Raw genomic sequence first — 26,926 nt, forward strand, 5'->3', positions numbered from 1 at the left:
TAACTAGAAGAGGTATTATGATGAGCAACTTAGATAGAATCAGATCCCGTATCAGAAAAGCAGGAAGTGTCAGAACAAAGCTAACACTAATTATTTTTATAGTTGCTATTTTGCCAGTATGTACACTTGGATATTTTTCATATCATCGATCTTCCAAGGTTGTAAATGAACAGTTTGGTAGTTATGGTATGTATGCCGTTGATCAACTTAAGCTGCATGTTGATAGCAATCTAAGGCAGATGGATCAAATTACGGGTAATATCCTATCCTATCTTATTGCTTCATCCATATTAGTTGAAGATAAAGCTCCTTCTACCTTTGAACAATTTGTTGAGGAACGGGATTTTCAAAACTTTATTTCCTCACTGGAAAATACAAATATATTTAATATTGCAGTGATTACTCCTTCAGAAAGGGTAATCGGGAAGAATCTAATTAATGAGGAGAGCCTTACTAACTCCCAGTTCTGGTCTATTGAATCTCTTAATAATGACAGGCATGTGATGATTCATATTCCTGATTATTATTCAGTGCCTAGTAACGACTACATGATTAGTTTACTGGTTCCTTTAAAGAATTCGTTTGGATTACCAATGGGTAGTAAATTACTGATTGATATGAAAGCGGATACAATTCTTAGCTTAATTAAATCATTCGAAAGAGATACCAAATCCCACTTACAAATTAAAGATGCAGCTGGACACTCTTTGTTGCCATCTTCGGATTATACGAGTCAACACAATGATATTGTATGGTCACGTTCTCTGGATACGGAGGATTGGGTCGTGGAAGCAAGAGTTCCCTATGCAACGTTCTATGAATCGTCTACCGTTATATTGAAGTATTCTGTTTTTATTTCCGGTTTAGCAGTGTTTCTAGGCGTGATTATGGCAAGCTTTTTTTCAATACGTTTTACGATGCCAATTAAGAAATTAGCGCATTCCATGCGCAGGTTTGGTGAAGGCGATCTGCTTATACGTACCCCTGTCATGTCATCGGATGAGCTTGGGTTTCTAAGTGAAGCCTTCAACAAGATGACAGAACAAATCGTGGAGCTTGTTAACGAAATTAGCCAAACCGAGAAGCTCAAAAGCGATGCTGAGTTGAAGATATTACATTATCAAATTAATCCACACCTCTTATTTAATACGTTAAATTCAATTCAATGGAAAGCGAAGCTGGCTCATCAACCCGAAATTCAAAAGATGCTCCAGCATCTCATTGTCGTTCTGGATGGAAGCTTTAATTTCAAACAAACACTGCTCCCTTTGACGAAGGAAATTGAAATAGCACGCCATTTTATTGAGATTCAGCGTTTTCGTTATGACGATGTGTTTACCTTTAACCTTGAGGTACAACCTGGCCTTGAACATTGCCTGATTCCGAGAATGGTGTTTCAGCCTTTGCTCGAAAACATTTTTTTTCATGGATTTCGAGATGGTCATGGGAACATCGATATGAAAATATTCGAGGAAAAAAATAAATTATATATGGTACTTGAAGACGATGGAATGGGTGTCAAAACAGAGGATATGAAGTTTATTGGCTCAGGACAGAAGGTACCGAACAAGCAAGGTGGATTAGGTTTGCGGAATGTGGATGAGCGATTTAAACTGCATTATGGTGATGTCTACGGATTATCAATAGAATCAGACAGAAATAAAGGAACGAAGGTGACTTTAACATGGCCAAAGACAGTAGAGATCCATTCCCAATCAAAGTTCTAATTGTTGATGATGAGCAGCTGGTAAGAAAAGGGCTTCGGATGACCATTAATTGGGAAGAACATCAGATGGTTGTAGTGGATGATGCAGCCAACGGAAGTATAGGGTGGCAAAAATTTTTGGAGCATCAGCCCCAATTAGTTATTACAGACATTGTCATGCCAGAAATGACGGGTATTGAACTCGCACAAAAAATAAGAAAAGAAGCCCCGGAGACGGCGATACTATTCCTGAGCTGCCACAGGGACTTTGACTATGCCCAGCATGGAATCCAATTGGGTGTACATGATTATATCGTCAAGACAGATATGGATGACGATCATATAAATGACTCATTAAATCGTGTTTACTTACAATTCGAGGAACAACATACGAAGCAACAAATTGCGGTGGACTTGGTGAAAGAGCATCGGGATCAGACTAGAGAGGCAGTGGAAGCTTGGCTTAGTAAGCATAGTTATGAAGCTAGAGAGTATTTATTGGAACGTGTTCGGACAAAGTGGAACTGGATGCAATCCTATTCTTGTTTAATTCACATGTATATTCCTCGTGACAATACTAACAGCATGGGTATCAACCTTAATCAATGGAAGGATATGTCAATAACTAACCCTAAACAATTAATGTTACTTGAACTAGACGAATATTCCGCATTTATTGCATGTACACCAGCGCTTCAAGATCTTGTAAGATCCAAGCTTGTAGATATGAAATTAATGAACACTATATTAGAGTGGCGTCAAAGCAAACCTATTGTCAGTGCTGAAGACTGGATGGATTCCTTAAGCAGGTTATATCGCATGAGGCTTGTAGAATGTAATACCAACTTGTTAAGCCTGACGCATAAAGAGGATATTATACTAGCCATTGATTTCATTGATGAACATCTCGATACTGATATCAGGGCAGCAGATGTGGCTGCAAACATTGGAGTAAGTCGAAGTTACTTTAGCACGATCTTCAAGGAGGCGACGGGATATAGCATCATTTCCTTTATATCTGACCGCAAGCTACAGAGGGCTAAGGAGTTACTAAGTGTTACTACAATTCGTATAGAGGAAGTTGCCGAGAAGATAGGCATTCAAGATGTGAAATATTTCTCGAAATGGTTCAAGAAACATGTGGAGATTACACCCGGTCAATATCGTCTTCAAACAAAATGACCCTTTCTCTGAACAAATGTACAACTGTGCCTAGGTAGCCTGGGCATTTTTTTTATTTATTGGAAAAGATCACACTTTAATCAAACAACAGTCCGTTTGAAAGCCCTTTCAAAAGTTTTATCATAATGAATGTAAGCTACAATTTATTAATTACAGGGGGTTGAAGTTCGTGAAAAGAAAAAGCTTGTTATATGTACTCATTACTTGTCTGATGGTTTCTTTGCTGGCTACTGCTTGCTCTTCAGATAACAAGCAGAATGCATCCACTGCACCAGCTAATGGTGACGAGAAGGTTAAATTAGTAGTCTGGATTTGGGAAACCGCAAAAGACGGACTCGATTTGAATATGGAAGCTTTCAATGCTAAATATCCAAACATCGAAGTAGAATTTCAGACTATGAAGTCCACAGATCTGTATTCGAAATATCTAATTACTTCAAATACGGGGGATACGGTACCGGATATTATTACTGTAGAATCTACAAATCTATCACAGATCGTAAAAATCGATTCTTTACTTGATATTACCTCTCGTGTAGAACCATACAAGGACAAGATGAGTGCTTATAAATGGGAAGATGCAACCAAGGATGACAAAGTCTATGCAATGCCTTGGGATAGTGGTCCGGTAGTCATGTTCTACCGCAACGACCTATTCGCACAAGCAGGCCTACCAACAGATCCAGATGAAGTTGCTCAAAAGATTCAGACCTGGGACGACTATTACGAGGCGGCCAAACTAATTAAAGAAAAAACGGGAGCTATGATGTACGGGGATTCCAAAACGAACTCTAGCAACCGAATGTTTGAATCGATGATGTGGCAACGTGGTTTATGGTACTTCGATGATGAAGGAAATGTTGCTATAGATTCACCGGAGATTAAGGAAAGTGCAGATTTCCTGATTAAAATGCAAAATGAAGGACTTGTATTCGATGCACGAGCTAATTCTGATCAATGGGGGAACGGCATTCGGGATGGGAAAATTGCCACCGTTGTCGGCGGTTCATGGCATGATGCGATCATCGAAAATCAGTATTCTCCAGCAGATAAAGGCAAATGGTCAGTAGCGATGATGCCAAAATGGTCCAAAGATGATAAATATACTGGTGCGAATCAAGGTGGAGCAAATCTAGCGATTAACAAAAAATCCAAACATCCTGAAGAGGCATGGAATTTTATCGAATTTATGCTCGGCAGTGAGGATTCTCAAGTGAAAATGATGGCGGAAGCCGGACTATTTCCTGCAATGCTAGTTAATAATGATGCCTCGTTGGATGAAAAGTCAGCCTATTTCAATGATCAGGCTATCCGCAAAGTATACTCACAGTCACTGGCGAACACTTATCCGTTGGCGTATACTTCCGATTTTCCTATGGCAAACAAACTCATGACGGATGTATGGGCAAAGGTATTCTTGAATCATGTGAGTTCAGAGAAAGCATTACAAGAAATGGCTGACGAACTACGCAGCAAAACAAAGAGAAACTAATAAATTTATTCTGATAGGAATGGAGGGAACGATATGAAAACACCCAAATGGAACAAGCAAATGTTGTTTGCTCCCTATCTTTACATATCACCCTATTTCATTTTGTTCTTTGTCTTCTCGTTATATCCCATTTTGTATTCATTTTATATCAGCCTTACGGATTGGAATGGATCTGGGGAGAAAGTAATAATTGGTTTTGATAACTATATTCAGTTGTTCGGAGATAAAACCTTCTGGTTATCCTTATGGAACAGTTCATTGATCTTCCTGATGTATGTGCCGCTTATGTTGTTTTTGGGTCTTATATTTGCTTCCATACTCAATTCCAATTGGATGGTAGGTAAAGGATTTTTTCGAATGGCACTATTTGTGCCCAACTTCGTATCTGTTGTGGCCGTATCCTTCGTGTTCATTTTACTCTTGAACACGCAGGATGGTCTGGTTAACAGCATCCTCAGAAATATTGGTCTGATTGATAGTCCGATACCTTGGCTCGAATCGCCATGGTGGGCTCGTATTTCCGTAGCCATGATGGTGTTGTATCGCTGGCTTGGGTACAATATGCTTCTGTTGTTGACAGGCTTGCAGAACATTTCGAAGGATTTGTACGAAGCCGCTTATGTGGATGGAGCAACAAAATTAAAAAGCTTCTTCTACATTACAATTCCGTTGGTCAAAAAAATGTTGTTGTTCTGTACAGTGCTCTCGACAATTGGAACATTCTCGCTCTTTACAGAGCCCTTTATTCTTACACAGGGTGGACCGTTAAATTCTACGATGACCCCTGTATTGATGTTGTATATTGAAAGCTTCCAAAACTTTAATTTCGGTTACGCATCTTCCATCGCCGTCTGCTTCTTTATTTTGATGATGGCAATCTCATTGTTGCAAATGCGTATATTTGACGATAAAGAGTAGGGCGGGAGGATATTATGGAAAAAACACTTAAAATACAAGCTATTGACACTTCTAGCAGCAAGAGCATATGGTCCTCATCTTTAGCCTTTATATTGATGGCTTTGGCTTCACTACTTACAATGTTTCCTTTATTCTGGTTGTTCAGTTCTTCATTAAAGGATATTAGTGAGATTTTTGTAAATCCGCCAATCTGGGTTCCATCAACCTTGCATTGGGAGAACTTTAGAGAATTATTTGTTGAACGAAAATTTGGTATCATTACGTGGAACAGTTTCTTGTTAGCTTCTACCTCCACGCTTATTGCTTTAATATTCTGTGGCTTGGCTGGATTTGCATTTGCCAAATACCAATTTAAAGGGAAAAACTTTTTATTTGTATTAGTGCTTGCCTCACTTATGATCCCACATGAAGCTACAATGGTTCCCCTGTTCTCTATCTATAAAAACTTGAATTTGATCGATAACATTTGGGGCGTTATTTTGCCGGATTTGGCCAACGCTTTTGGTATATTTTTTATGCGACAATATTGTATGTCACTCCCTGATGAGATGATGGAGGCTGCGCGTATTGATGGTTGTACGGAATTTAAGCTATTCCGTCGCATTGTACTCCCTAATCTAAGATCAGGATTTGCTGGACTTGGAATTATTCTATTCGTTAAACAGTGGAATAACTTCCTATGGCCTTCAGTGATCTTGAGATCTCAGGAGAACATGACGTTATCCGTTGCGCTCAAAGCGCTTGAGGATAGCAATAATACGCCGTATCACCTTATCATGGCAGGTTCTGTTATCAGTGTTGTTCCGCTTCTAATCATTGTGTTGGTCTTTCAAAAGCAGTTAATTGCAGGGATGATTGAAGGCGCTGTAAAAGGCTGATGATCCTAAGCATACAAACCAGACTAGCCCTCATCTTGATTACAAGATGGGGGCTTTTTAATTTTAGGCTATGTTAAATTCTAATGTTGATTTGTGACCATAAGAAAACCGCCTTTGTGAAAAGGCGGTTAATTGAGCTATCGTCTCCCGTTAGCTTAACAATTGAAATATGTTATGTGTTGTTAATTTCCTCCAATATGAAAGACACCAATAACGGTTTTACCATCAACATCATATAGTGGGCTGTCATAGCCATCTGGGGGTCTACTGTTCTGTATAGCTATAGCTTCTTCGGGCGTCTTTGGTTGCTCACCGTCTAAATCTTTTTTCAGCACATATCCGACAGTGCCATCCACACCTACTGCACGAATTAAATCAGGTTCCGTTTCAGGGGAGGTGGCATCTGCCGCAGAACCATATGTCTGTCCGTTTTCGTTTTTAGGATAGTTAGGGGCTTTCGTAGGGTTTTGATTCATCGTGGTTTCAACATCTGTGCTTTGGAACGCCATCGCACCTCCCACTACACAAATTAATAAAACAACACCAATTACTATTCTTATACCTATCGAATACACCCGCATTTTCTTCACTCCCAAAAATCACTAATTGTAAATGTATTGTCATACACTCTAAAACTATCCAATTATTATTACGATTCCAGTAGCTGGATAGTTGCGTTATATTGCATGTTAGCTTAATGGGCTGCCGAGGCCGATTATCATTAAAGTTTAGTAATTCCGGGCGCTGGACGGAGAGGTTCCATCAAGAGTGCCCGGGACGGGCTCGCTGTTTACGCTCACGATTCCCGAGATCCAACCCGGGGATGAAGCTAAAGCGGAAAGGAAATCATAAGATTCGTTGGACGATTTTTTCTGAGAGGGGCATATGCATATTGAAGTACGAACTTGGCCGTTGCCTGCTAGAGGAAAGGCTTCAGGAAGCAGGAATGCCGCTGGAACGGCTGGCGCTTGAACTGCGGGTGAGACGGGAGCGGCTGGATGACTTTATCGACAATAAAAGAGTGATGTCTCTTAAGCTCGCGATTTCGATCGCCGATACGCTTCAGTGCGAGGTGCGCAGCCTGTACGAATTAACGCCTTCAGATGTCTAATTATTGGCGGTTTTTCTTTTGGCCAATAACGAACAATCAAGGATAACAAAACCTAAGTCCTGCCCGTTAACATAACGAAGGCGACCGAATCTTTTCCGGTCGCCTACATTGTGTATTATGGAGCTATCGTTACCCGTTAGTTCAATATCACCGTTACAATTACAGGTCAAGAATGACGTCTCCAACATGTTAGATATTCATCAAAATGCTTCTCAACCAATTTAACAGCAACTTCAAAAGGTACTGAGGATTTTACTTCGATAACTTCTAGACCGAGCTGGTTTGCTTCTTCTCTTATTTGGGCGTCAATTAGCATATCGCGTTTATGCAGGTTCTCCAGTGCTGCGTTTTCCATATCACTTGTCTTAAATTCTCCTGACAATTTCCTGCGTTTCTTTGCAGAGGTCATCTTAAAGTGTCCATCCGACACAAGCCAAATCGCTTGGTTTGAATTGCCTAAAAAGGGGGCTACCAGTTGCGGCGTAAGTCCGAAGCCTTCTGCTAAAATTGGATTATCGGCATTCATTGCAGATAAATCACGGACCACCATAGGAAATCGACCACGAAATGACGCATTTGCCCTATGAAGTAATTCGTCTGGCGTGATATACACCCAATTGTCTTCCATGGTCGAAGAAAGGATTTCTTCTACACCAACTGAATGAGCGGAGATCTCTTCATGATGCCTATCTTCATTACCATCATAATCATAGTATGATAAGTTGTATTTTTGAACGATGTACCTTGCTATCGTGCTTTTCCCCGAGTCGGGGGAACCACCAATCCAAAGAATTGGATTATTAAACTCCAATGTGACGCACTCCTTCTCAGTCGGTAGCACGAATCATTGCGACCACTATATGGTATTTACTTATACATAGACTACCGAATGTTCGTTCTCCTGTAAAGTATAGGCTGCACGTTCTTATTATCGTAAACTGCCCGTTAGCTTAACAAGAATAAGCAGAAAGCCGAAGCTTTGTGTTCGTGTCGGTGACAGTAAACAGGCACGATTTGACCAACATATTTTTCTTATTCGATGAGGTATTCTCATATTCCTTGTTGTCTATATAACGGAACCAAGCCAAATAATTTTGCGAATATTTGGTTACAACACCATTGAAGCGGTCCATCCATTTCTTCAAGCGGCTGTGATAGCTGTTTACGTTTTGGATATGGTACACGCCTTTGACACGTTGTTTTCCGTCGGACTTGAATCAGTAATGAGCCAAGCCGCCCTTTGCATTCGCATAGGAGCTGAATACCTCCAGGAATCCGTGCAAAACACGTTTGAATCCGATAGATGACCGCCAATCGCCTCATCTAATTTCGTTGTCCGAATGCGACCATCATAGACAAATCATCTCCGAACCGAATTGTTACCTTTATCATAGAACATTCGTTCGTAATTATCAAATATCAACATTAAGGTTTAACAAAGCCTAATTTAAAGGAGATATCTAGCCATTTTCAATGGCATTTGGGATATTCTCTTTTAAGAATGAATCAGGTTTAGTTCTTCTCTTTAATACCATTTGTTTCAATGCGCCGAAGTTCACTAGGACGGTCCCAACAATGATCGTGAATACACCAAGAAGTGTGATCCAAGAGACGGTCTCCTGATAAAAGAGTACGCCTACCCCGACCGCAATCGGAGGTGATACATAGAGCCAAGTGGCAGGAAAGACCGGGTTCGTCTTGGCTACGAGCCAGTAGAACAAAGTATGTCCGACCATGGAACCGATCACGATCAGGTAGAGTAGCGAACCAGCGGTCTTGAAGGATAGAAGGAATTCGGGATGCACATCCTCAGTGACCATGGATAGAATGAACATCAACGCTCCACCATACATCATTTGTGATGCATTCATTGCGATAGGTGACACTTCGGACATACTGTTGATTGCTTTTTTAGAATAGAGTGTTCCTGTTGCATAGAAGAATTGCCCGATGATTATAGCGATGCAACCGATCAACCAAAGTGGAGAGACTGTCATCGACAAATTAGGCAGAACGAGAAGTAACACTCCAATGAAACCGATAATACAACCGAGTATCGAGTGTACGGATGCTTTTAAACGAAGTACAGTCGTTTGTAGAAGTAAAATGATGATGGGAGCTGTAGCTGATAGAACCGCTGCGAGTCCTGAAGTTACATATTGCTCGGCCCAATACAGCGTAGTGAAGGTTCCGAACGTCAAAGTGGCCCCTGTTAGTAGCATCTCTTTACGTAATAGTAGGGAGAAGCTGGCCTTGCGTTTCCATACCATCCATAGAAATAGAATAGCACCGGCCAGGAAAAATCGTAGTCCTGCAGAGAAGAAGGGAGGTGCACCGGCATCTACTCCTATTTTAATTGCTAGAAAAGTGGTACCAAATATAAGACATATTAATGCATAAGCTAACAGAATCATGTTCTTCATTTCCCCTTTAGAAGTTGTTCGTTAATCATATAGGGAGTAGGGCAGAACAGATTATATTGAACAGAACAGATTACAAGCGTTTTCGTGTACAATAATATGAAAAAGGTTATTTGAAGAGGTGTTGTAGACATATGAAAGAAACTACGGGAGCCTCGCAAAGTCATCCGTTGTACCGACAAGTGTATGACCACATCCTGAATCGTATGAAGCGCGGTGAATGGAAGGCCCAAGACAAGTTACCGTCGGTACGGCTGCTTGCTGAAGAGCTCAAAGTTCACCGGTTGACGGTTTTTAAGGCATATAGACAATTGACTGAGGATGGCAAAGTATATGTAAAAGACAAATCGGGTTATTACGTGTCGGCGGACAGCGTGTTAGTAGAAGAGGGCGTCGTCATTTCCTCTTACTTACAATCAAATCAGCTTTCCGATATTCAGCGAAACCCTGCGAAGTATCAGTTCTCACAGTCATTGATTGATCCAAATTTGCTACCTAATATTTTTTTATCGGATTATGTAAAAAAAGTGTTTGATATGTACCCTAAGGTTATGGGCACGTATGCAACGGTACAAGGCGATGATGAGCTTCGTGAATCGCTCAGCCAACATTATAAAGAGCATCATCGATTACAGCTATCAACTGAGGAATTGTTGATCACTTCAGGGGGTCAGCAAGCCATTAATCTCATTGCCCAGATCATGCTCGGACCGATGGATACTGTCTTAATTGAGCGACCGACATATGGCGTAGCGCTGGATATTTTTCGCAGGCAAGGCGCTAGGCTTATTCCAGTTCAGATCAAACCAGAAGGGTATGACTTGGAAGAAGTGGAGAATCTAATGCGCATGCATAAGCCACGTATGTTCTATATGAATCCGACCCACCACAATCCTACCGGATATACGGTTCCGGTTTGGCAGCGAAAATTGCTAGTGGAATTGGCGGAGCGTTATCACTGTCTGATTGTGGAGGATGATCCGTTCCGGGATATATATTTCGATGTTGAGCCACCCCTACCTTTATTCGCGTATGATACTGAAGGTTGGGTGATCTATATCAGTAGTTTCAGCAAGTATGTTGCTCCTGGTCTACGGATTTGCGCGGTAGCCTGCCGTTATCCATTCATGGAGCAGTTGATTAAGGCAAAGTCGTTAGCGGATAATGGAACCCCTCAACTGAATCAGAAGATATTTCTGCATTATTACACCTCACCGCGACTACAGCAGCATTTAGGCAAGCTACGCATTGCTCTTCAGGTTCATAAGGAGATTATGGAGGAAGAACTAGCGAAGGTAGGCTGGGAATGGACGACTCCACAGGGAGGACTGAATCTGTGGGTTAAGTTGCCGGAAGATATTTCGGTGGAAGCACTCTTTAGAAAAAGCCAAGAGCAGTCCATCTCCTTTGTTCCTGGTGAGATCTTTGACACACTGGGAGAGATGAAGTCATGGATCCGGCTCAGCTTTTCCTTCGCAAATGAGACCTTACTGCGTGAAGGGATGCAGCGCTTGACGGCATTGTCGCGGACTCTCTAAGCAAGTATTACGAGAAAATACAAAAGGGAGCCCGACATGTGCGAGCTCCCTTTTTGAGTTACCAACTCGTGCTAATCTTATCTCTACAATTGTGCGCTTACCCACTGAACAGATAAGCTGACTGCAGCGACAAAGAACCAAACGATGAGTCCAAATAGGATGGGACGGACCCCGGTTTTTAGCATCGATCTAAAGTTTGCACTGAGTCCGATCGCTGTTAAGGCCATGACAATCATGAACTTCGAGGCATGTCCTGTGAAGGTTAAGAATCCATCGCCGAAAAGTCCAATCGTGTTTAATAGAGAAGCAACTAAGAAGTAAACGATAAACCATGGGAAAACCTTAAGCGCATTATAGGTTTCTGCCGATCCTTCCATCTGTTGCTGCTGCTTTTTCTTTCTCGCAAAGAACATGGCAAGACAGAAAGTAACGGGAATAATAAACGTAGTTCGTACGAGTTTGACAATGGTAGCATAATCCCCTGCGGCATTACTGAACATATAACCTGCAGCAACGACCGATGATGTATCGTTAATCGCGGTTCCAGCCCATAACCCAAATCCTGTATCTGATAATCCGAGCCAATGACCGATCCACGGAAACAGCAGGACTGCTGCGATATTAAACATAAAAATAGTAGAGATGGAATAAGCAATCTCAGTTTCCTCTGCTTCGATAATCGGAGAAGTGGCCGCAATAGCCGATCCACCGCATATCGCTGTACCCACTCCGATGAGTATCTTCAATCTAGTGGGGATTTTAAGTAATTTGCCAAAAAAATAGGCAGCCAGAAAAGCCGCGAGTAAGCTAGATAATAATACCGCTAACGATTCCACGCCCGTACTCCAAACGCTGGCCAAGCTCAAATTACATCCGATGACGATAATCGACCATTGCAACACTTTTTTTGAGCTAAATTGCACACCGCTTAGGGTGTTTTTTGGTTTACCTACAGTATTATTCAGTACAATACCAATCAATAGACCAAAAACCGGACCACCGACTAAGGGAAGATAGGAACCTAGTAGAGTGGAAATGATAGATATGATGGTAACGAGGACTAGTCCGGGGACTAATTTTCTTAACGTAATCATGTTGTTTGTTCCTCTCACAGATGATGTATATTTGGATGAATTATCAATTAACATCGTAAGAGAAGAAAGAGAGAAAGGCAAATATAAATAACTAATAGTTATCATCAGGAATCATTATGATAGGAACTTAGTGAGCAAACCGATAATAGCAACGACGATTAATACCACAATGGTGGGGATAATCTTAAGTTTGCTTGAATTACCATTTAGATCTAGGGCACTAAGGAGTTCACCGTTATCGATGAGCGGTGCTTCGCAATGGGAACAGACGAAATCGTGCATGGGGGAGGGTTGCTGACACTTCGAGCAAATACGTGGCATGGTATACAGCTCCTTTAATTCCGATAATATATAGTGATCTTATCGGAATTAAAGGAGGAGGTCAACTGGAACATTAAGATATCTTATCAAACTAGCTACAGGTATGGAATCGTGCATAGTTACCTCATGTTGTTGCAAAACTAATCCTAAAACAAATGAGGAGCGAAATTATTGTGGATAACAGTCAAGTAGTCAAAGAATTAAATACTTTTCTCGAAGGCAATTACATGGCGATTCTTTCATACGAAAGGTACATTCAGCATGTTGCGGATCCGGACGTCAAGAAGGTCCTACAGGATATACAGCAAGAGCATAAACAACACGCAATAGAGGTAGCAGAAAGAATTCAAAACCTTGGTGGAGTTCCTGCTGATGATGCGGGAATACAGGGTGGGATGGTTGAATTTATGAATCGATTTAAAAAAGCCACAGATGATCCCAACTTTATTCTGCAGGATGCTCTAAAAGGGGAAGAAAAGGGCATTCAAATTTCTGAGAAAATGGTAAGAGGTGACTTGGATCCTGAGAGTCTAACCTTGGTTAAAGAAATATTAAATGAGGATCGTAACCATCTAGATCAATTAAATCACCACGTACATTAGGAAAACACATTGTCATTGTGAGGCGGGTGTAATATATTGAAACGTTTTGATCCTGATCTTGTATTTTTTGAACCGCAGTCGTTAGACTATCCGTTAGGGGATAAGTTGTTCAAATACTTTGAACAGTCCGGTATTCCGATCAAAATGACAACCTCGCACAATCGGGTTACGGGCATTCCAGGGGATACGGATGCGAAGAAATATCGTAATGCAAAAAGAACGTTAGTGGTGGGAGTTAGAAAAACATTAAAATTTGACACATCGAAACCGTCGGCTGAATATGCCATCCCTCTGGCAACTGGCTGTGCTGGTCATTGCCATTATTGTTATCTGCAAACTACGCTGAGCTCCAAGCCTTATATCAGAGTGTATGTTAATTTGGATGAAATTTTGGAAAAAGCACAGGAATATATCGAAGAGCGGAAGCCTGAAATAACTACCTTTGAAGCGGCTTGTACAGGTGATCCCGTTTCGTTTGAGCATCTTACGGGAGCTTTGCGTCATTATATTGAGTTTATGGGACAGCAGTCCCATGGGCGACTGCGTTTCGTAACTAAATATGATAATGTCGATTCATTATTGGATGCCGACCATAGGGGCCATACAAGAATTCGTTTTTCGATCAATACGAGTTATGTCATCCGCAACTTTGAACCATCCACTTCTGCATTTGAGGAGCGAATTGAAGCGGCGGGGAAAATTGCTGAGGCAGGATATCCGCTGGGCTTCATCATGGCCCCAATTATCATTTACGATGGCTGGAAACAGGATTATCTGGAATTAATCCAAAAGCTACATGAAAGAATCGGGACAATTGACATCGTCGATTTAGAATTTGAGTTGATCCAACATCGATATACTAAAGTGGCTAAAAACACCATTATGGAGCGCTATCCGAAAACAAAGCTAGATATGAATGAAGAAAATAGACAGATGAAGTGGGGGAGATATGGCCGATACAAATACGTATATAAAAAAGAAGACGCTACAGATATGGAACAATATCTACGTGAGCAGATACTACGCTATTTCCCTAGTGCCAAAGTTTCTTATTTTGTTTGAACCCAAAGAAAACGTCCCTTCTCAATTAGCTATTAAGAAGGGACGTTGGCTTATTAATTTATTCGTTATGGTTTTATTTCTTTTTGATAAAAGTCATATAATTGATCGATTGAAGAACTTGATAAGATATGACTAGCTTGTTCTACTTTCTCGCGTTCCCAATCGAACCAACGCATTTCCTTTAACTTTTCGATTTCTTTGTCTGTAAAGCGTTTCTTTATCTCTTTAGCAGGGTTACCGCCTACTATCGTATATGGCGGGACATCTTTTGTCACAACAGATCCAGCCGCAACAATGGCCCCTTCACCTATTGTCACACCGGGCATAATCATTGCATTCATGCCGATCCAGGCATCACTTTCAATGATTGTATCTCCTTTGGGTTTGTAAGAAGCTTCAATCTGATCCACAAACGGATACACGGTAATCCATTCAGGATGATGATTGTGATTTCCACCCATTAGAATAATTACACCACTTGCAATACATACGTAATTTCCTATAATCAACTTATCTAAATGCCAACCATAGTCTTCGATGGGGTTAAATAACTTTCTGGATTTTTCATCTCCCCATTGGTATCTAACGCACCCATCTTCAAAATCATGATTATCGTAATAACCAGAATAGTAGGAGTATTCCCCTACTTCAATCATGGGGTTGGTGACAATGTCTTGTAGATACTTAATTTCAGACCAGTGGTTAAATTGATGTTGTTTCATTTCTTTTCCCTCGCTTCTAAGTAGTATAATTCACTTGTTTACTTAGAAGCTTAATGCGGTAGCTACATTCTTAAACCGTTTCAAACGACGAACCATCGTCCTCATCCTTTTCCTCGAAGATGGTGAAATTGTAACAAACGAATCATTAGTTCGTCAAATCATACCTCATACCCTAAAGAGATATTTTGATTAATTGATTAATGTGCAACTCTTTGCACCATTTCCATCCTATTGCAGGAATATAGTCCCAATTGTCGAATGCTAAGGAAACATGACATGAGAGTTGGGGGATTATAATGGCAAGAAGAAAGAGTAAGGCGAAGCAACAGGAAGAGTTTTTAAAAGGTGTTATCGGGCTTTCATTTGTTGTCCCGGGGTTGCTAGTGTTGAATATGACAAAATCTATTGAACTCGGGGCTGTAGCTGCCTTCATAGGTTTGGTTATAGCAATATTAATTATGATACTCGTGAATAATGCAAAGGCAGAGAGACTGAAGAAATCAGGTATAGCCGACATTGATAAAATGGATGGTATCCAATTCGAAAGATATTTGGGTTATTTATTCCAGGCTCAAGGCTATAAGACCCAAGTAACACAGGCTGCTGGTGATTATGGTGCGGATCTCGTACTTCAGAAGGATGGCGTGAAGATTGTTGTTCAAGCTAAACGGTACAGCAAGAATGTTGGGATTAAGGCTGTTCAGGAAGCACAGGCATCTATTGCACACTACGGAGCTGCTGAAGCATGGGTTGTATCGAATAGTGATTACACTGCAGCAGCGTATGAGTTGGCTAAGTCCAACAAAGTAAAGTTGATTAATCGTGATGGACTCATTGAAATGATTCTATCCATGAATCCTGGAACTGCTCCAACACCAAAAGCGGTCATCGAACATACTCCGGCTCAAGAAATAGTATGTCCAAAATGTGGTAGTAAATTAGTGCTTCGAAGCGGACCAAAGGGTCGATTTTATGGATGTAGTAGTTTCCCAAAATGCCGGTACATAAAGCAGATTGAAGTGAGTTAATTAAATAGTGAGATTTACTTAAGGAGACAGTAGTGTTAATGAATTAATGAGCAGCAAAAACGTGATGATGGTATACCATCATCACGTTCTTTAACTTATAATTTATCATTTCTGCACAGTCGGTAGCCAGTTAATTATAGCTGACGATACTTCCTCAAGTTGCTGTTCCGGGAGAATATCCGCTACATTGTCACCTTTCTGCATGCCATAGGTGCCGAATTGACCATGGTTACCACCTTCGATAGTAACGTACTCCGTCGAGTCCGCAGGCAAATTTTGCTTGCTTTCCTCCCATGAGGTCCAATTCAACACAGCGTCTTTTGAAGCTGTAATTTGCAGCACATTAAGACTGGAATCCTTCAAGCTACCACCTTCATCCGCGTAAGATCCCAGGAAAAACACACCAGAAATCTTATCCGTATTCTCAGCTGCATATCTCGATGCGAAAACCCCTCCGAGAGAGTGTCCCCCGATTACAAAAGTATCCTCTGGATGCTCCGCAATCAACTCTTTTGCCTTATTCTGCCCGAAGATAGCTAGGTCAAATGGTATTTCAGCAATATATACACGGTGTCCTGCTTCCGCCAGCTTGCGCGCGAGCGGCGCATAACTCTCAGCATCCACTAGACCACCAGGATAAAAGATAACGCTAGGTTGTACCACATTCCCATTAGCCGGATCGAAGCGAAAACCATCCTTCACTGCACTTACCTTGGCTGTGGAGTCACTCTGCATCGCTTGTTTTGCTTCCTCAAGCGGTTCATATTTCATGGCCTGGTAGGCAATGGTCAGCCCCACTACCAGCACAACCACAAGTGCAGACAAGGAAATGAGCACCCGTTTCCATATTTTTCGCTTAGGCTTGGAGCTTATTAAGCCTTGTCCATCGTTCACTCTATTCTCCTCCTTAAAACATATCTATAAAAAATAACATTATTTTCACTCATTCTCAAATCGTTAACTATTTTTTAACTTTAGTAACCAGCCATAAACACATAATGTGGAGCCAAAAACAACGGCACTGTATGTACTGAATCGTTCTATAACACCAAAATATTCTTTGGGAACTATTCCACTACCAATAGCCCCTATAAACATAAGGCATAAAGCTATAAGTGATAAATAAGCAATGTGTTTATGCTTTTCTTTTAATCCGCCAATAATAATTAATATTAGTGAAATAATTGATAAAACCACAACCATTACTGTAACAATATAAACATGGATAAAGTCTTGTGTACTGTCTGAAAAACCACTATCAGTTAAAGGGAATAACGCATATCCAATGCAACTAATCCAATTCATTATAGTAAATAAATAAATACCTATACGGAGTTGGCGATTAAGCTTAGGTTTTATAAAAGTGCATAACATTGATAATCCGACAACTGAAAGTAAAGCATAGATTTGAGTGAATCTTACAGCTACTGAATAAGATGGTGCACTAACAGCCGTTAGATCACTAACTGCCTGAGCGAACTTATTATAGTTGGGGTAGTAATAAGCACCGACGAAATCTTGTAAAAGATAAAATACTATCTGTAAACTTCCAACAAGACAAAACCATTGTGATATCGTTTTTTTCATTCTCTATTCTCCCTTAATTTTATATAGTTCACAGAAGCTATTTATATATTCATCAAATAAGTAGTCACAATTCATATTTTGAACTACTAATTTATCAATACAATATTCTATTAAGTTATGAATTGTCATAGCGTATGATAGAGCAGCCATGTCTATATTAGTGAAATCTAGCAATTTATGAATTTGCATAGCATAGAATAATTGCTTAGTTGTGAGTAACATTTTTTCTGTTTCCAGTAATAAGATATTTGCAGCTTCTTTACTAAAAGGTCTTTCGGACATAATCACTTTATAAAACTTCATCATGTTTTCATTGCCAATCATTTTCCGATAATTAGCACAAGAAATGGTTAATACATCTTCTGCGGATTTCCCTTTAACAAACTCCCCATAATCTATAGCTGGCATATTTCCTTTGCTTTCTTCTCGTAAATATTGATAAAGGTTTGTTATAAGTTCCTCTTTTGAGTGAAAATGATTATACAAAGAAGCCTTTTTAATCCCTACGCTTTCAGCAATTTGAGAAAGGGAAAGACTTCTCAAACCATGAATGGAAGCTAATTCTAAAGTGGCATATAGTATATCTTTTTTCTGTATCATATAAATCCCTCCAATAAAGCTACTATGCGTTTTGTATTATACTACCGATCGTTAGTTTTTGCAGTGTTAAATAATTTAATATTGAAATTGAAGAGGTGTTATGTATGGCAAGCAAACCAAAAATCAAAATTTTCGATCATACGGAACTGAGAAACGAAATAGATAAGGCTACGGATCTCGTTAGTCAGGTTGACTTGGCTAAGTGGGCAATTCGTGTTGCAAGACAAGTACTGCCATATCTTGAACAAGAATTTCCGAACAACGAAAAGATAACTAACGGATTTAAAGTAAATGAATCGTGGCAAATAGGGGAAGCGACCGTCCATCAAGTTCAGCAGTCTGGGCATATGATTCCTGACGATGAGCAAGAAAAGTACATTGCTGAAGTGAACTTGTTTCTTGAAAAAATACATTAAACAGATATGAGTTTTTATATTGGTGAATAGTCCTTAACATAGTATAATCTACGGATTGATTAACAATATTTAACATACTAGAATTGAGAGGAGAATAATTTCATGCAAGAAAAAAAGCATTGGGGTAAGCTTAGTCGTTGGGCAGTCGCAGGTTCGCTGAGCTTGATGATCCTATTAGGTAATATCTTCCCCGTTCACGCGGAAGAACCTACCGTTGCACCCACAATTAGCTCTTGGTCCTTAAATACCTTAAACGAAGGTGAGAAATACGGGATTTATCCGCTGAACTGGTATTATGATGGGGCTTTTCAAAAGCCAATTGATGCCGACAAATTCAATTCCTTAATGAAGGATACAGCAACGAAGCTAGATCTACTCGGATTTAAGAAGAAAGATGCTTCCTTGTCCTTCATAACGAATAAAGTGATCACAAGAGAAACCGTTATTACTTCGTTACATAAGCTGTTATCGAACTACGAGTTGCCTGAAGCGTTCGGGATTACTACGGATGCGCCGGTTACTTATATGCAAAAAAAGGGTCTTGTTCTTGGAACTAAACTTGGTCTTGAGTTGGAGAATCCTGCTACGGTTGAACAAGCCGCTGTGCTGGCGAGCAGAATGGTTGAGTTTACTTACGATACGGCCAATAACGGTTCAGAAGGTCTCATGTGGAAAGTGACAAAAGGAAATAACACATTATATTTGCTAGGTTCCATTCACTTGGGGAATACCGATATGTACCCGATGCATAAAAGTATTCGGGAAGCATTCCAAACGTCGGACGACCTGTGGGTCGAATTGGATATTGTAAATGGGGATTTGAGCTACTTAACTGAGAAGATGGCATACAGTGATGGCACTACGCTAAAGGACCATGTATCTGTAGGGACGTATGAGAAATTGCAAAAAGTGCTGAAAAAATTGGAGTTACCCGTGAATGTGTTTGACGGATACAAGCCGTTTGCCGTTACCACCAATCTGTCGGTGTTCAGTTTCTACGATAATCCAGCTGACAGCGTAATTGCATCAGCAACGGGTATCGATGGTTATTTCCTCGCTAAGGCAATACTTACGGATAAGCCGATACACGAGCTAGAAGGTGTTAAACTGCAGGCGGATCTGCTTTCGGGTGCATCTGCAGAGCAACAGGAAAAAGAACTAAATGTCATGCTGGATGAGGCACTGTCTGGCAGCAAGGAAGCCATGGAATCTTTAAAAGTAATGCAGCTTGCTTGGACCCAAGGTGATCTTGAAGGTATGACAAAAGTACTGTCAACTGCTGAGACCTCTGAAGGAGAGGGGACTCAGATCCTGAATTTGGAACGAGATAAAAATATGGCAGTGAAGCTCGCTGAATTATTGGAGCGAGAAGGGGAGCATACCTCCTTTGTTGTAGTAGGTGCGGCACATTATGTGATAAAAGGTAAGGTCGTTGACCTATTGAAAGAAAAAGGTTATACCGTTCAATTTATACAATAAACGTATGCTGATAATCAAAAGCAGCCAGTGCAAGAGGCCAGATGTCTTTTACACTGGCTGTTTTGTGGGATAGAGGGACGGGTTTCTTGTCCCAGTTCCGATTCTCCATCGAATATATCTGATGAAACATTACAGTTATTACTAGTTCTATCCCTTCGTGCGAAGTTGTTGAATTTCAGCAGTCTGGGCATATGATTCCTGACGATGAGCAAGAAAAGTACATCGCTGAAGTGAATTTGTTTCTTGAAAAAATAAGCTCAGAGGTTCGTGCCACTTAAGCTCCTTCAATAAAACAAATGAGACAGGGATTCTCCTCTCAAAACGGTAAAAAATCCAATAAAGTAGGCGAGTCTCCGGTCATGGGAGGCTCGCTACTTTTTGTTAGCACCGGAAAAAGAATGATTTATGCTTTTAGAGACCACAGCGATTGTAAGAACGGTCCTTTCGCGGAGTGTCAAGAAGGATTATCTTTTTTTTCATAGAAGTAATGAATCCGAGGTGGTATACAAAATGAACATCATGATCGAAGACATGAATGAACAAATGGCTAAAGATATACTCAACTGGAAATACGATAAACCTTATGATTTTTATAATAATGATCCCACGGATAATGAAGAAGTTGAGGAGCTGCTCAATGGCTCATACTATGCACTTGTTAATGATTTGAATGAACTAGTTGGTTTTTTTTGCATAGGAGAGAGCGCACAAGTGCCTAGGGGTAACCAATATGGTGTTTATGAAGATGACTTGGTTGATATGGGACTGGGTATGAATCCTACCCTTACAGGCAAAGGGAACGGTTTTGAATTTTGTTCATTTATTGTTAATTTAATTGAACAAATTTATAAGGGGACTCCAATTCGATTAACTGTAGCGAAATTCAATCAAAGAGCGATCCATCTCTATGAAAAGCTTGGTTTTGTTAAGGAAAAAGAGTTCGATACCGATTTTGCGGAGTTTATTACAATGGTGAAAAAATCGAATATATAACCCATATTATTTAGATTCTTGACTGTCCAAATAATCCTGGAGATCGTCCTGAACGCTAATATCGGCAAGAGGGACCTTCGAACGGTGAGCTGAACGAATAATGATATGCCCAGCGACAGGGGCAGTCAAGAAGACGAATACGATTGCGAGTAATAAGCGGATACTGGATACGCCGTGCGTAAAGAAAAAGTAGAAGAACGTGCCTAATAGAATACAAAGGATACCAAGCGTCGCGCTTTTCGTAGAGGCATGCGCACGGTTATACACATCGGGCAGGCGGATAATACCTAGTGAGCTGAATAGACTCATGACGGTGCCGGACATGACTAAGAACCCGACCACAATTTCAATCATCACGTTTGCGCCCATACACAACCCTCCCTTTCATATACTTGCTTAAAGCGATCGTGCTTAGAAAAGCCAGTATTCCAATCAGTAGTATGGTTTCAAGATAGGCATGAGAGTCCAGCATAATAGAGTGTACCGCAACAATCCCAATCACGATGTATCCGATTGAATCGAGCGCCAATATGCGATCGTGAATAGAAGGTCCTTTGATCACGCGGTATAGAGCGATCAGGACTGAGATCGAGAGTAGGAACATGGCTAGGAGCATGATGTTATCAAACATTGCGCATCACCTCGATAATTGCCCGTTCAAACTTACGTTTTGTTTTGGAAATACTATTCTGAAATTCTGTTACATCCATAGCATGAATGTACATGACGCCTGCTTCCGGATCAATTTCCATAACTACGGAGCCGGGTGTTAAAGTTAATAATGTAGATAGCAGCGTAATTTCTAAGTCGGTTTCCAGTATGGTTTCGGAACGGAAAATACCTGGCTGAATGTTTAGCTTTGGCCGAGTAACTTGTATAGCGACCACGACACTAGATTTAATCAGCTCCATGATGAAGAGCGAGAATAACTTAATAATGAATATGATTTTCCTACCATAAAATTGTTCAGGGAAAAATCGTCGCATCATAAATATAATGAAAAATCCGATGACGTAACCTATTCCAAAGATGATAATGTTCCACGATTCATTGAGAAGCATCCACACGAAGGCAATCAACAGATTCAATAAAATTTGAGTTGTCATTTCCACCACATCCTTTAACTCGTAGGTTGGTTCTTTAACTATTTCGTTTGAAGACAGCATCGATGTAAATTGATGGGTTGGTCATAACCTCAGCAGCTTGCTCAACATAGGAAAGCACCCACTCCGCTCCGAGTCCCATTCCAATAATTAAAGTGACTAGGATATAGCCTGGTAGTAAGGCGTTTGTACCGGTCGCTTTCTGTTCTCCTTCAATTAGTAGCGTCTCTCCCCAAAAGCTATGAATAAAGATTTTCATAACGGAGTAGAGCACCAAGAGGCTTGTAATAATTCCGATCACCGACATGATCAGATGGCCTTCTTGAACGCCTTCCTTGAGAATGATGACTTTACCTACGAAACCACTCAACGGGGGGACCCCTGCAAGGGCGAGCGAAGCTATGAAAAACAACCATCCAAGCGACGGTCGGAATAGAATCAAGCCGCTAAAGTTCCGAAGCTTGTCCGTTCCGAAAATAGAAATAATCGCGCCGCCTAGAATGAAAATAAGCGCTTTGGCCAGCATATCGTTAAGCAAATAAAACAGAGCACCTGTCAATGAATCTAAGGTCGCCATCCCAACACCGAAGAGGATAAATCCAACTGCAACGACTACGTTAAAGGCTAGAATTTTTTTGATCTGCCAATGAGAGATAGCACCAAGCGCACCTAGTATCATGGTGATGGTCGCCATACAGAGGATGATGGTGTGCGTAATCTCCGGCTGATGGTAGAAAATCAATGTAAATATACGCATGATCGCATAAATCCCGACTTTGGTAAGTAGAGCTGCGAACAATGCGGCGATCGCTGGAGGGGGCGCACTGTAGGAGCTAGGCAACCAGAAGAATAGAAATAACCCCGATTTAAGAGCGAACACCGTCAAGAATAAGAGGCTAACTGTCGTAAGTAAGCCGTCCTGACCAATTGTCGCGATGCGTTCGGACAGATGAGCCATATTGAGGGTTCCGGTAATGGAATATAAGTAGGCAATCGCGATAACGAACAATGTCGATGAAATGACGTTAATAATGACATATTTAATGGATTCACGGAGTTGAATCTTCTTTCCACCAAGAGCCAGCAACACATAGGAAGAGATCAACATAACCTCAAAAAAGACAAAGAGGTTGAATATATCGCCTGTCAGAAAGGAGCCGTTCACACCGCAAAGCAACAATAGAATGTAGGGATAGACGAAGTGAACCTTATGATCGTTGTCTGTGGAACCGAACGCGAACAGGGTGCAGATCAGGGAAATGAACGTTGCTACAAGTACGAGCAAGGCCGAGAGCATATCCCCTACTAACGAGATACCATAAGGAGCTTGCCAGCCACCGACATCGAGAACAAGGATACCCTGATGTGAAATTTGCTGAATGATAACGATGGAAATCCCAATAGTAAGTAGCATGCTTACGACGGTTAACCACTGTTGTAGACGTATGCGTCGACGAAAGAAAATCATCACCATTCCAGTAAGAAGAGGAATAATGATCGGTAGAATCAACACATTACTCATGTGAGTTACCTCTCAAATGCTTCATATTGTCAGTACCTAACTCCATATAAGTACGATAACCAAGCACAAGAAGAAATGCGGTTAATGCGAAACTAATGACGATAGAGGTAAGAATCAATGCCTGTGGTACGGGATCTGTATAACTGGTGGCATTCTCCCCGAGAAGAGGTGCAGCGCCTTTTTTTAACCCATTAATAGAAAGTAGCATCAGATGAGTAGCATGAGAGAAAATAGTTATGCCCAGAATGATCCGCAATAGGTTTTTATTTAGGATGAGATAAGTTCCGACTGAAAATAATATGCCGCTGATGATGGTTATGAATGTCTCCATTATTTTTCATCCTCACTTATGCTCGTAATTATCGTCATTGTCGTTCCGATAACGGTCATGTAGACACCCAAATCAAAAATAACGGCTGAGGCAAGCTCCGTTTTCCCGAGCAGGGGCAGATCTACATAGGTAAATGTTTGTGTCAGGAAGGGAACATGGAATAAGAACGAAGCTGTTCCCGTAAGTACAGAGACAATAACGCCGCCAGCCGCCAGTTGGTTGAAATCGACAGGAATGATATCGCGCACCGTCTGCAGATCAAATGTAATGTAGAGGAGGACAAGCGCAGAAGAGGTAATTAGTCCCCCGATAAAGCCACCTCCCGGATTGTGATGCCCAGCGAACAAAATGAAAATCGAGAAGGTCATAATAATGAACACTAATATTTTTGTTGAGGTCTGCAAAAATACATCGGTAAATTTCATTGATCTTTCCTCCCTGCATGGCGAAGATTAATTAAAGTATAAATGCCTACTCCTGCAGCGAAGAGAACGACAATTTCGAGCATCGTATCGAAGGCTCGGAAGTCGACCAAAATCGCATTTACCATATTTTTTGCTCCAGCAAGTGTATATGAATCTTTATAATATTCCGCAATCGGCACGAATAAATGATGTCCTTGCGCCGCAAGACCAATTAAAGTTAGCGTCAATCCGACGCCTACGGCAATGATGGCATTACTAATGCGAAATTTCACGGGTGTCACATACTTGCTAACCTTCGGTAAGAAGTAGAAGCACAGAAGGAAAAGAGCCGTTGAAATCGTCTCCACGACAAGTTGTGTTAGTGCTAAATCTGGTGCGCGGAAGATAACGAAAAACAATGAAACGATATAGCCAATAACGCTTACGACAATAATCGAGATCAATCTGGATTTCGTGAATATCATGTAGATGGATGCCGCGACCATGGTGAAGCCTAACAAATATTCATAAAGCTCGATAGGAGCATTGTCAGAAAGATCAAGGACGAAAGCATCCTGAAGAAACAGCGAACCCCCAACTATGACAATCAAAAATACGAAGAGGTAGGACAAGTAACGGGGAGAGGAACCGGTCATGTAGAATCTCGTGATCATGCCAGAAATACGTTCCATGGCTACAAGTCCACTATCATAGGCTTGATTCAAACTGAATCTTGACGGTATGATTTCGTACATATTACGAAATTCATGGAAATTTTTATAAAGCAGCGTTCCTAGAATGACAATGCCTATCGTCATCAGAAGTTCTGTATTGAGACCATGCCATGCGAATATATGAACATGCCATTCTTCGCCGTTCGCAAATGCTTGTGGCAGAATCGCTTTTACAGATGGTTCTAGCAGAGTAGACGCAATCCAATTCGGGAAGAAGAACAAGATGACAACGAGCGCAGCTAAGATCATCGGCGAAATGAGCATGCCTATGGGTGCCTCATGCGGCTTACGGTCCAGCCGCTTCGGCTGATAAGGGCCTGTGAACACCTTGAATATGAGAATCATGCAGTACACAAAGGTAAATATACTAGCGATCCAAGCGATAATCGGAATAACGATGAACCAGCTATCTAGGTTACGAGAAGTCATTAACACACCACTAAAGAACATCTCCTTGCTTAAAAATCCACTAAACGGAGGAAGACCTGCCATTGAAAATGCACCGATCAAAGTTAAGGTGAATGAGACGGGCATGATATGTATCAGACCGCCTAAGCGCCTGATATCCCGTGTTCCCGTTTCATGATCGAGAATTCCAATCATCATAAAGAGACAGCCTTTGAAGATCGAATGGTTAATTAAATGGAAGATCGCCGCTACTGTAGCACCTGCAAATAGCAAAGAACTTCCGCTATATTGGCTATTGAGTGCAATGGAACCAATACCTAGCAACGTCATAATTAAACCGATTTGACTGATGGTCGAGAATGCGAGCAATGCCTTAAGGTCACTCTGACGAACCGCCTTCAAGGAACCGATGAACAAAGTGATGAGTCCCGTGATGGTGATGGTCCAGAACCATTCCTGATGACCACCGAATATTGGAGTTAAACGGGCGACGAGATATACACCCGCTTTGACCATCGTAGCGGAGTGCAGATAAGCACTGATAGGCGTAGGGGCCTCCATGGCGTCCGGCAGCCAGATATGGAAAGGGAATTGTGCTGACTTCGTAAACGCGCCAAGAAGTATGAAGAACATCGCCGGAATAAAAAGCGAGTGCTGTGAAACTTGGTCGCTTAATGCAACTAACTCGCGAATGCTGAATGTCTCTGAGGCAACATAAAGGATAATGAAGCCAAGCAGCATCGAGAATCCACCACTCATTGTAATGAACATCGATTTCTGAGCTCCGTAACGAGATCTTTTGCGATGATACCAGAAGGCGATAAGTAAGAATGAGGATACACTAGTGAGTTCCCAAAATGCATATAACACAAGGAGGTTGTCTGAAAGAACAGATCCGAGCATCGCTCCCATGAACAGCATTAAGTAAGCATAGAAGAGGTGCAATTTTTCCCTATCCATAGACATATAGTAGATGGAGTACAACACAACCAAGACGCCTATGCCTGTAATAAGCAATACAAACAGTAATGAGAGGCTGTCCAAATAGATAGTAAAATGGATATCCAGAGATGGAATCCATGGCACGGAATAGATCACAGGATCTAACGGTTGCTGCATGGAATAATAGCTTGCGAACAGGATAAGCAGCAGGGCGGGAATAACCATGACGAACCAACCGGTATGTATTTGATGTACATATTTATATAACAGAGGGATGAGAGGGACGGAGAAAAATGGGATCAGGATAGCCATGTGTAGTAGTGTCAATGTTTCT

The 26,926-nt window shown here is 41.1% G+C and carries 30 protein-coding genes and 1 pseudogene; 13 read left to right on the forward strand and 18 right to left on the reverse strand.

Annotated features, from left to right (window positions below; all coding sequences use genetic code 11):
• The first annotated feature begins 17 nt into the window (after nucleotides 1-17).
• From NST85_RS12950 to NST85_RS12970, 5 genes are all read left to right on the forward strand, one after another.
• The gene (locus NST85_RS12950; RefSeq protein WP_341189488.1) at nucleotides 18-1,727 is read left to right on the forward strand and encodes a sensor histidine kinase; all 1,710 of its coding nucleotides are present in this window, start codon (nucleotides 18-20) and stop codon (nucleotides 1,725-1,727) included.
• Entirely contained in the window at nucleotides 1,685-2,887 is a 1,203-nt protein-coding gene (locus NST85_RS12955; RefSeq protein WP_341189489.1) for a response regulator transcription factor, read from the forward strand. The genes NST85_RS12950 and NST85_RS12955 overlap by 43 nt, the downstream gene beginning before the upstream one ends.
• A gap of 169 nt (nucleotides 2,888-3,056) precedes the next feature.
• A complete protein-coding gene (locus NST85_RS12960) occupies nucleotides 3,057-4,379 on the forward strand; it encodes an ABC transporter substrate-binding protein (RefSeq protein WP_127193303.1) in 1,323 nt (440 codons plus the stop codon).
• A gap of 33 nt (nucleotides 4,380-4,412) precedes the next feature.
• A complete protein-coding gene (locus tag NST85_RS12965) occupies nucleotides 4,413-5,297 on the forward strand; it encodes a carbohydrate ABC transporter permease (protein WP_127193304.1) in 885 nt (294 codons plus the stop codon).
• A 14-nt stretch (nucleotides 5,298-5,311) separates the two neighbouring features.
• Nucleotides 5,312-6,175 carry a carbohydrate ABC transporter permease gene (locus tag NST85_RS12970; RefSeq protein WP_341189490.1) on the forward strand — a complete coding sequence of 288 codons (864 nt, stop codon included), beginning with the start codon at nucleotides 5,312-5,314 and terminating at the stop codon, nucleotides 6,173-6,175.
• A gap of 182 nt (nucleotides 6,176-6,357) precedes the next feature.
• Here the strand turns inward: NST85_RS12970 and NST85_RS12975 are convergent, their stop codons facing one another.
• The gene (locus tag NST85_RS12975; RefSeq protein ID WP_127194528.1) at nucleotides 6,358-6,684 is read right to left on the reverse strand and encodes a hypothetical protein; all 327 of its coding nucleotides are present in this window, start codon (nucleotides 6,682-6,684) and stop codon (nucleotides 6,358-6,360) included.
• Nucleotides 6,685-7,067: 383 nt separating this feature from the next.
• On the opposite strand from NST85_RS12975, the gene NST85_RS12980 reads away from it, so the two are divergent.
• Complete coding sequence (locus NST85_RS12980) at nucleotides 7,068-7,286, forward strand: XRE family transcriptional regulator (protein WP_211350058.1); 219 nt, start codon at nucleotides 7,068-7,070, stop codon at nucleotides 7,284-7,286.
• 166 nt (nucleotides 7,287-7,452) lie between these two features.
• Here NST85_RS12980 and NST85_RS12985 read toward each other — a convergent pair whose 3' ends face one another.
• The 3 genes and pseudogenes from NST85_RS12985 to NST85_RS12995 form a co-directional block, all read right to left on the reverse strand.
• Entirely contained in the window at nucleotides 7,453-8,097 is a 645-nt protein-coding gene (locus NST85_RS12985; RefSeq protein WP_341189491.1) for a hypothetical protein, read from the reverse strand.
• 117 nt (nucleotides 8,098-8,214) lie between these two features.
• Nucleotides 8,215-8,634 (reverse strand): annotated as a pseudogene (locus tag NST85_RS12990) (IS1595 family transposase); the annotation flags it as partial.
• Between the two features lie 112 nt (nucleotides 8,635-8,746).
• On the reverse strand, nucleotides 8,747-9,700 hold the full coding sequence (locus NST85_RS12995; protein ID WP_341189492.1) for a DMT family transporter: 954 nt from the start codon (nucleotides 9,698-9,700) through the stop codon (nucleotides 8,747-8,749).
• A 140-nt stretch (nucleotides 9,701-9,840) separates the two neighbouring features.
• Between NST85_RS12995 and NST85_RS13000 the strand changes: the two genes are divergently transcribed.
• Complete coding sequence (locus NST85_RS13000; protein ID WP_341189493.1) at nucleotides 9,841-11,244, forward strand: aminotransferase-like domain-containing protein; 1,404 nt, start codon at nucleotides 9,841-9,843, stop codon at nucleotides 11,242-11,244.
• A gap of 83 nt (nucleotides 11,245-11,327) precedes the next feature.
• Here the strand turns inward: NST85_RS13000 and NST85_RS13005 are convergent, their stop codons facing one another.
• Both NST85_RS13005 and NST85_RS13010 read right to left on the reverse strand, forming a co-directional pair.
• Complete coding sequence (locus NST85_RS13005; protein ID WP_307399494.1) at nucleotides 11,328-12,338, reverse strand: YeiH family protein; 1,011 nt, start codon at nucleotides 12,336-12,338, stop codon at nucleotides 11,328-11,330.
• A gap of 114 nt (nucleotides 12,339-12,452) precedes the next feature.
• Nucleotides 12,453-12,659 (reverse strand): hypothetical protein, encoded by a 207-nt coding sequence (locus tag NST85_RS13010; RefSeq protein WP_307399492.1) that lies wholly within the window; start codon nucleotides 12,657-12,659, stop codon nucleotides 12,453-12,455.
• Between the two features lie 173 nt (nucleotides 12,660-12,832).
• On the opposite strand from NST85_RS13010, the gene NST85_RS13015 reads away from it, so the two are divergent.
• Both NST85_RS13015 and splB read left to right on the forward strand, forming a co-directional pair.
• On the forward strand, nucleotides 12,833-13,261 hold the full coding sequence (locus NST85_RS13015; RefSeq protein WP_341189494.1) for a DUF2383 domain-containing protein: 429 nt from the start codon (nucleotides 12,833-12,835) through the stop codon (nucleotides 13,259-13,261).
• A 36-nt stretch (nucleotides 13,262-13,297) separates the two neighbouring features.
• Nucleotides 13,298-14,323: a spore photoproduct lyase gene (gene splB / locus NST85_RS13020; RefSeq protein WP_341189495.1), complete on the forward strand. Its 1,026-nt coding sequence runs from the start codon at nucleotides 13,298-13,300 to the stop codon at nucleotides 14,321-14,323.
• 65 nt (nucleotides 14,324-14,388) lie between these two features.
• On the opposite strand, the gene NST85_RS13025 is transcribed toward splB, so the two are convergent.
• Nucleotides 14,389-15,045 carry a CatB-related O-acetyltransferase gene (locus NST85_RS13025; protein ID WP_341189496.1) on the reverse strand — a complete coding sequence of 219 codons (657 nt, stop codon included), beginning with the start codon at nucleotides 15,043-15,045 and terminating at the stop codon, nucleotides 14,389-14,391.
• Nucleotides 15,046-15,341: 296 nt separating this feature from the next.
• Here NST85_RS13025 and NST85_RS13030 point away from each other — a divergent pair, with 296 nt between their 5' ends.
• Complete coding sequence (locus tag NST85_RS13030; protein WP_341189497.1) at nucleotides 15,342-16,073, forward strand: restriction endonuclease; 732 nt, start codon at nucleotides 15,342-15,344, stop codon at nucleotides 16,071-16,073.
• A gap of 105 nt (nucleotides 16,074-16,178) precedes the next feature.
• Here NST85_RS13030 and NST85_RS13035 read toward each other — a convergent pair whose 3' ends face one another.
• The 3 genes from NST85_RS13035 to NST85_RS13045 form a co-directional block, all read right to left on the reverse strand.
• The gene (locus NST85_RS13035) at nucleotides 16,179-16,967 is read right to left on the reverse strand and encodes an alpha/beta hydrolase (RefSeq protein WP_341189498.1); all 789 of its coding nucleotides are present in this window, start codon (nucleotides 16,965-16,967) and stop codon (nucleotides 16,179-16,181) included.
• Between the two features lie 63 nt (nucleotides 16,968-17,030).
• Nucleotides 17,031-17,660 (reverse strand): DUF998 domain-containing protein, encoded by a 630-nt coding sequence (locus NST85_RS13040; protein ID WP_341189499.1) that lies wholly within the window; start codon nucleotides 17,658-17,660, stop codon nucleotides 17,031-17,033.
• Nucleotides 17,661-17,663: 3 nt separating this feature from the next.
• Complete coding sequence (locus tag NST85_RS13045) at nucleotides 17,664-18,260, reverse strand: TetR/AcrR family transcriptional regulator (RefSeq protein WP_341189500.1); 597 nt, start codon at nucleotides 18,258-18,260, stop codon at nucleotides 17,664-17,666.
• Nucleotides 18,261-18,364: 104 nt separating this feature from the next.
• Here NST85_RS13045 and NST85_RS13050 point away from each other — a divergent pair, with 104 nt between their 5' ends.
• Entirely contained in the window at nucleotides 18,365-18,676 is a 312-nt protein-coding gene (locus NST85_RS13050; protein ID WP_341189501.1) for a putative immunity protein, read from the forward strand.
• Between the two features lie 102 nt (nucleotides 18,677-18,778).
• A complete protein-coding gene (locus NST85_RS13055) occupies nucleotides 18,779-20,155 on the forward strand; it encodes a TraB/GumN family protein (protein ID WP_341189502.1) in 1,377 nt (458 codons plus the stop codon).
• Here the strand turns inward: NST85_RS13055 and NST85_RS13060 are convergent.
• On the reverse strand, nucleotides 20,145-20,285 hold the full coding sequence (locus tag NST85_RS13060) for a hypothetical protein (RefSeq protein ID WP_341189503.1): 141 nt from the start codon (nucleotides 20,283-20,285) through the stop codon (nucleotides 20,145-20,147). The genes NST85_RS13055 and NST85_RS13060 overlap by 11 nt on opposite strands.
• 380 nt (nucleotides 20,286-20,665) lie before the next feature.
• On the opposite strand from NST85_RS13060, the gene NST85_RS13065 reads away from it, so the two are divergent.
• Complete coding sequence (locus tag NST85_RS13065; RefSeq protein ID WP_341189504.1) at nucleotides 20,666-21,148, forward strand: GNAT family N-acetyltransferase; 483 nt, start codon at nucleotides 20,666-20,668, stop codon at nucleotides 21,146-21,148.
• Nucleotides 21,149-21,154: 6 nt separating this feature from the next.
• Here NST85_RS13065 and mnhG read toward each other — a convergent pair whose 3' ends face one another.
• Genes mnhG through NST85_RS13100 form a run of 7 tightly spaced genes read right to left on the reverse strand, consistent with a single transcriptional unit; the run spans nucleotide 21,155 to nucleotide 26,919 of the window.
• Entirely contained in the window at nucleotides 21,155-21,517 is a 363-nt protein-coding gene (gene mnhG / locus NST85_RS13070) for a monovalent cation/H(+) antiporter subunit G (protein ID WP_341189505.1), read from the reverse strand.
• Nucleotides 21,495-21,779, reverse strand: coding sequence for a Na(+)/H(+) antiporter subunit F1 (locus NST85_RS13075; RefSeq protein ID WP_127194546.1), 285 nt, complete (start codon nucleotides 21,777-21,779; stop codon nucleotides 21,495-21,497). Before NST85_RS13075 ends, mnhG begins: the two co-directional genes overlap by 23 nt.
• On the reverse strand, nucleotides 21,772-22,254 hold the full coding sequence (locus NST85_RS13080) for a Na+/H+ antiporter subunit E (protein WP_127194547.1): 483 nt from the start codon (nucleotides 22,252-22,254) through the stop codon (nucleotides 21,772-21,774). The genes NST85_RS13075 and NST85_RS13080 overlap by 8 nt, the downstream gene beginning before the upstream one ends.
• A gap of 34 nt (nucleotides 22,255-22,288) precedes the next feature.
• Nucleotides 22,289-23,773, reverse strand: a complete 1,485-nt coding sequence (locus NST85_RS13085) for a Na+/H+ antiporter subunit D (protein WP_341189506.1) — start codon at nucleotides 23,771-23,773, stop codon at nucleotides 22,289-22,291.
• Nucleotides 23,766-24,104: a Na(+)/H(+) antiporter subunit C gene (locus NST85_RS13090; RefSeq protein WP_127194549.1), complete on the reverse strand. Its 339-nt coding sequence runs from the start codon at nucleotides 24,102-24,104 to the stop codon at nucleotides 23,766-23,768. Before NST85_RS13090 ends, NST85_RS13085 begins: the two co-directional genes overlap by 8 nt.
• On the reverse strand, nucleotides 24,104-24,529 hold the full coding sequence (locus NST85_RS13095; protein WP_341189507.1) for a Na(+)/H(+) antiporter subunit B: 426 nt from the start codon (nucleotides 24,527-24,529) through the stop codon (nucleotides 24,104-24,106). The genes NST85_RS13090 and NST85_RS13095 overlap by 1 nt, the downstream gene beginning before the upstream one ends.
• Nucleotides 24,526-26,919, reverse strand: coding sequence for a Na+/H+ antiporter subunit A (locus NST85_RS13100; RefSeq protein WP_341189508.1), 2,394 nt, complete (start codon nucleotides 26,917-26,919; stop codon nucleotides 24,526-24,528). Before NST85_RS13100 ends, NST85_RS13095 begins: the two co-directional genes overlap by 4 nt.
• Nucleotides 26,920-26,926: the final 7 nt, after the last annotated feature.

Source organism: Paenibacillus sp. FSL K6-2524 (assembly GCF_038005525.1).
GTDB lineage: Bacteria > Bacillota > Bacilli > Paenibacillales > Paenibacillaceae > Fontibacillus > Fontibacillus anaericanus.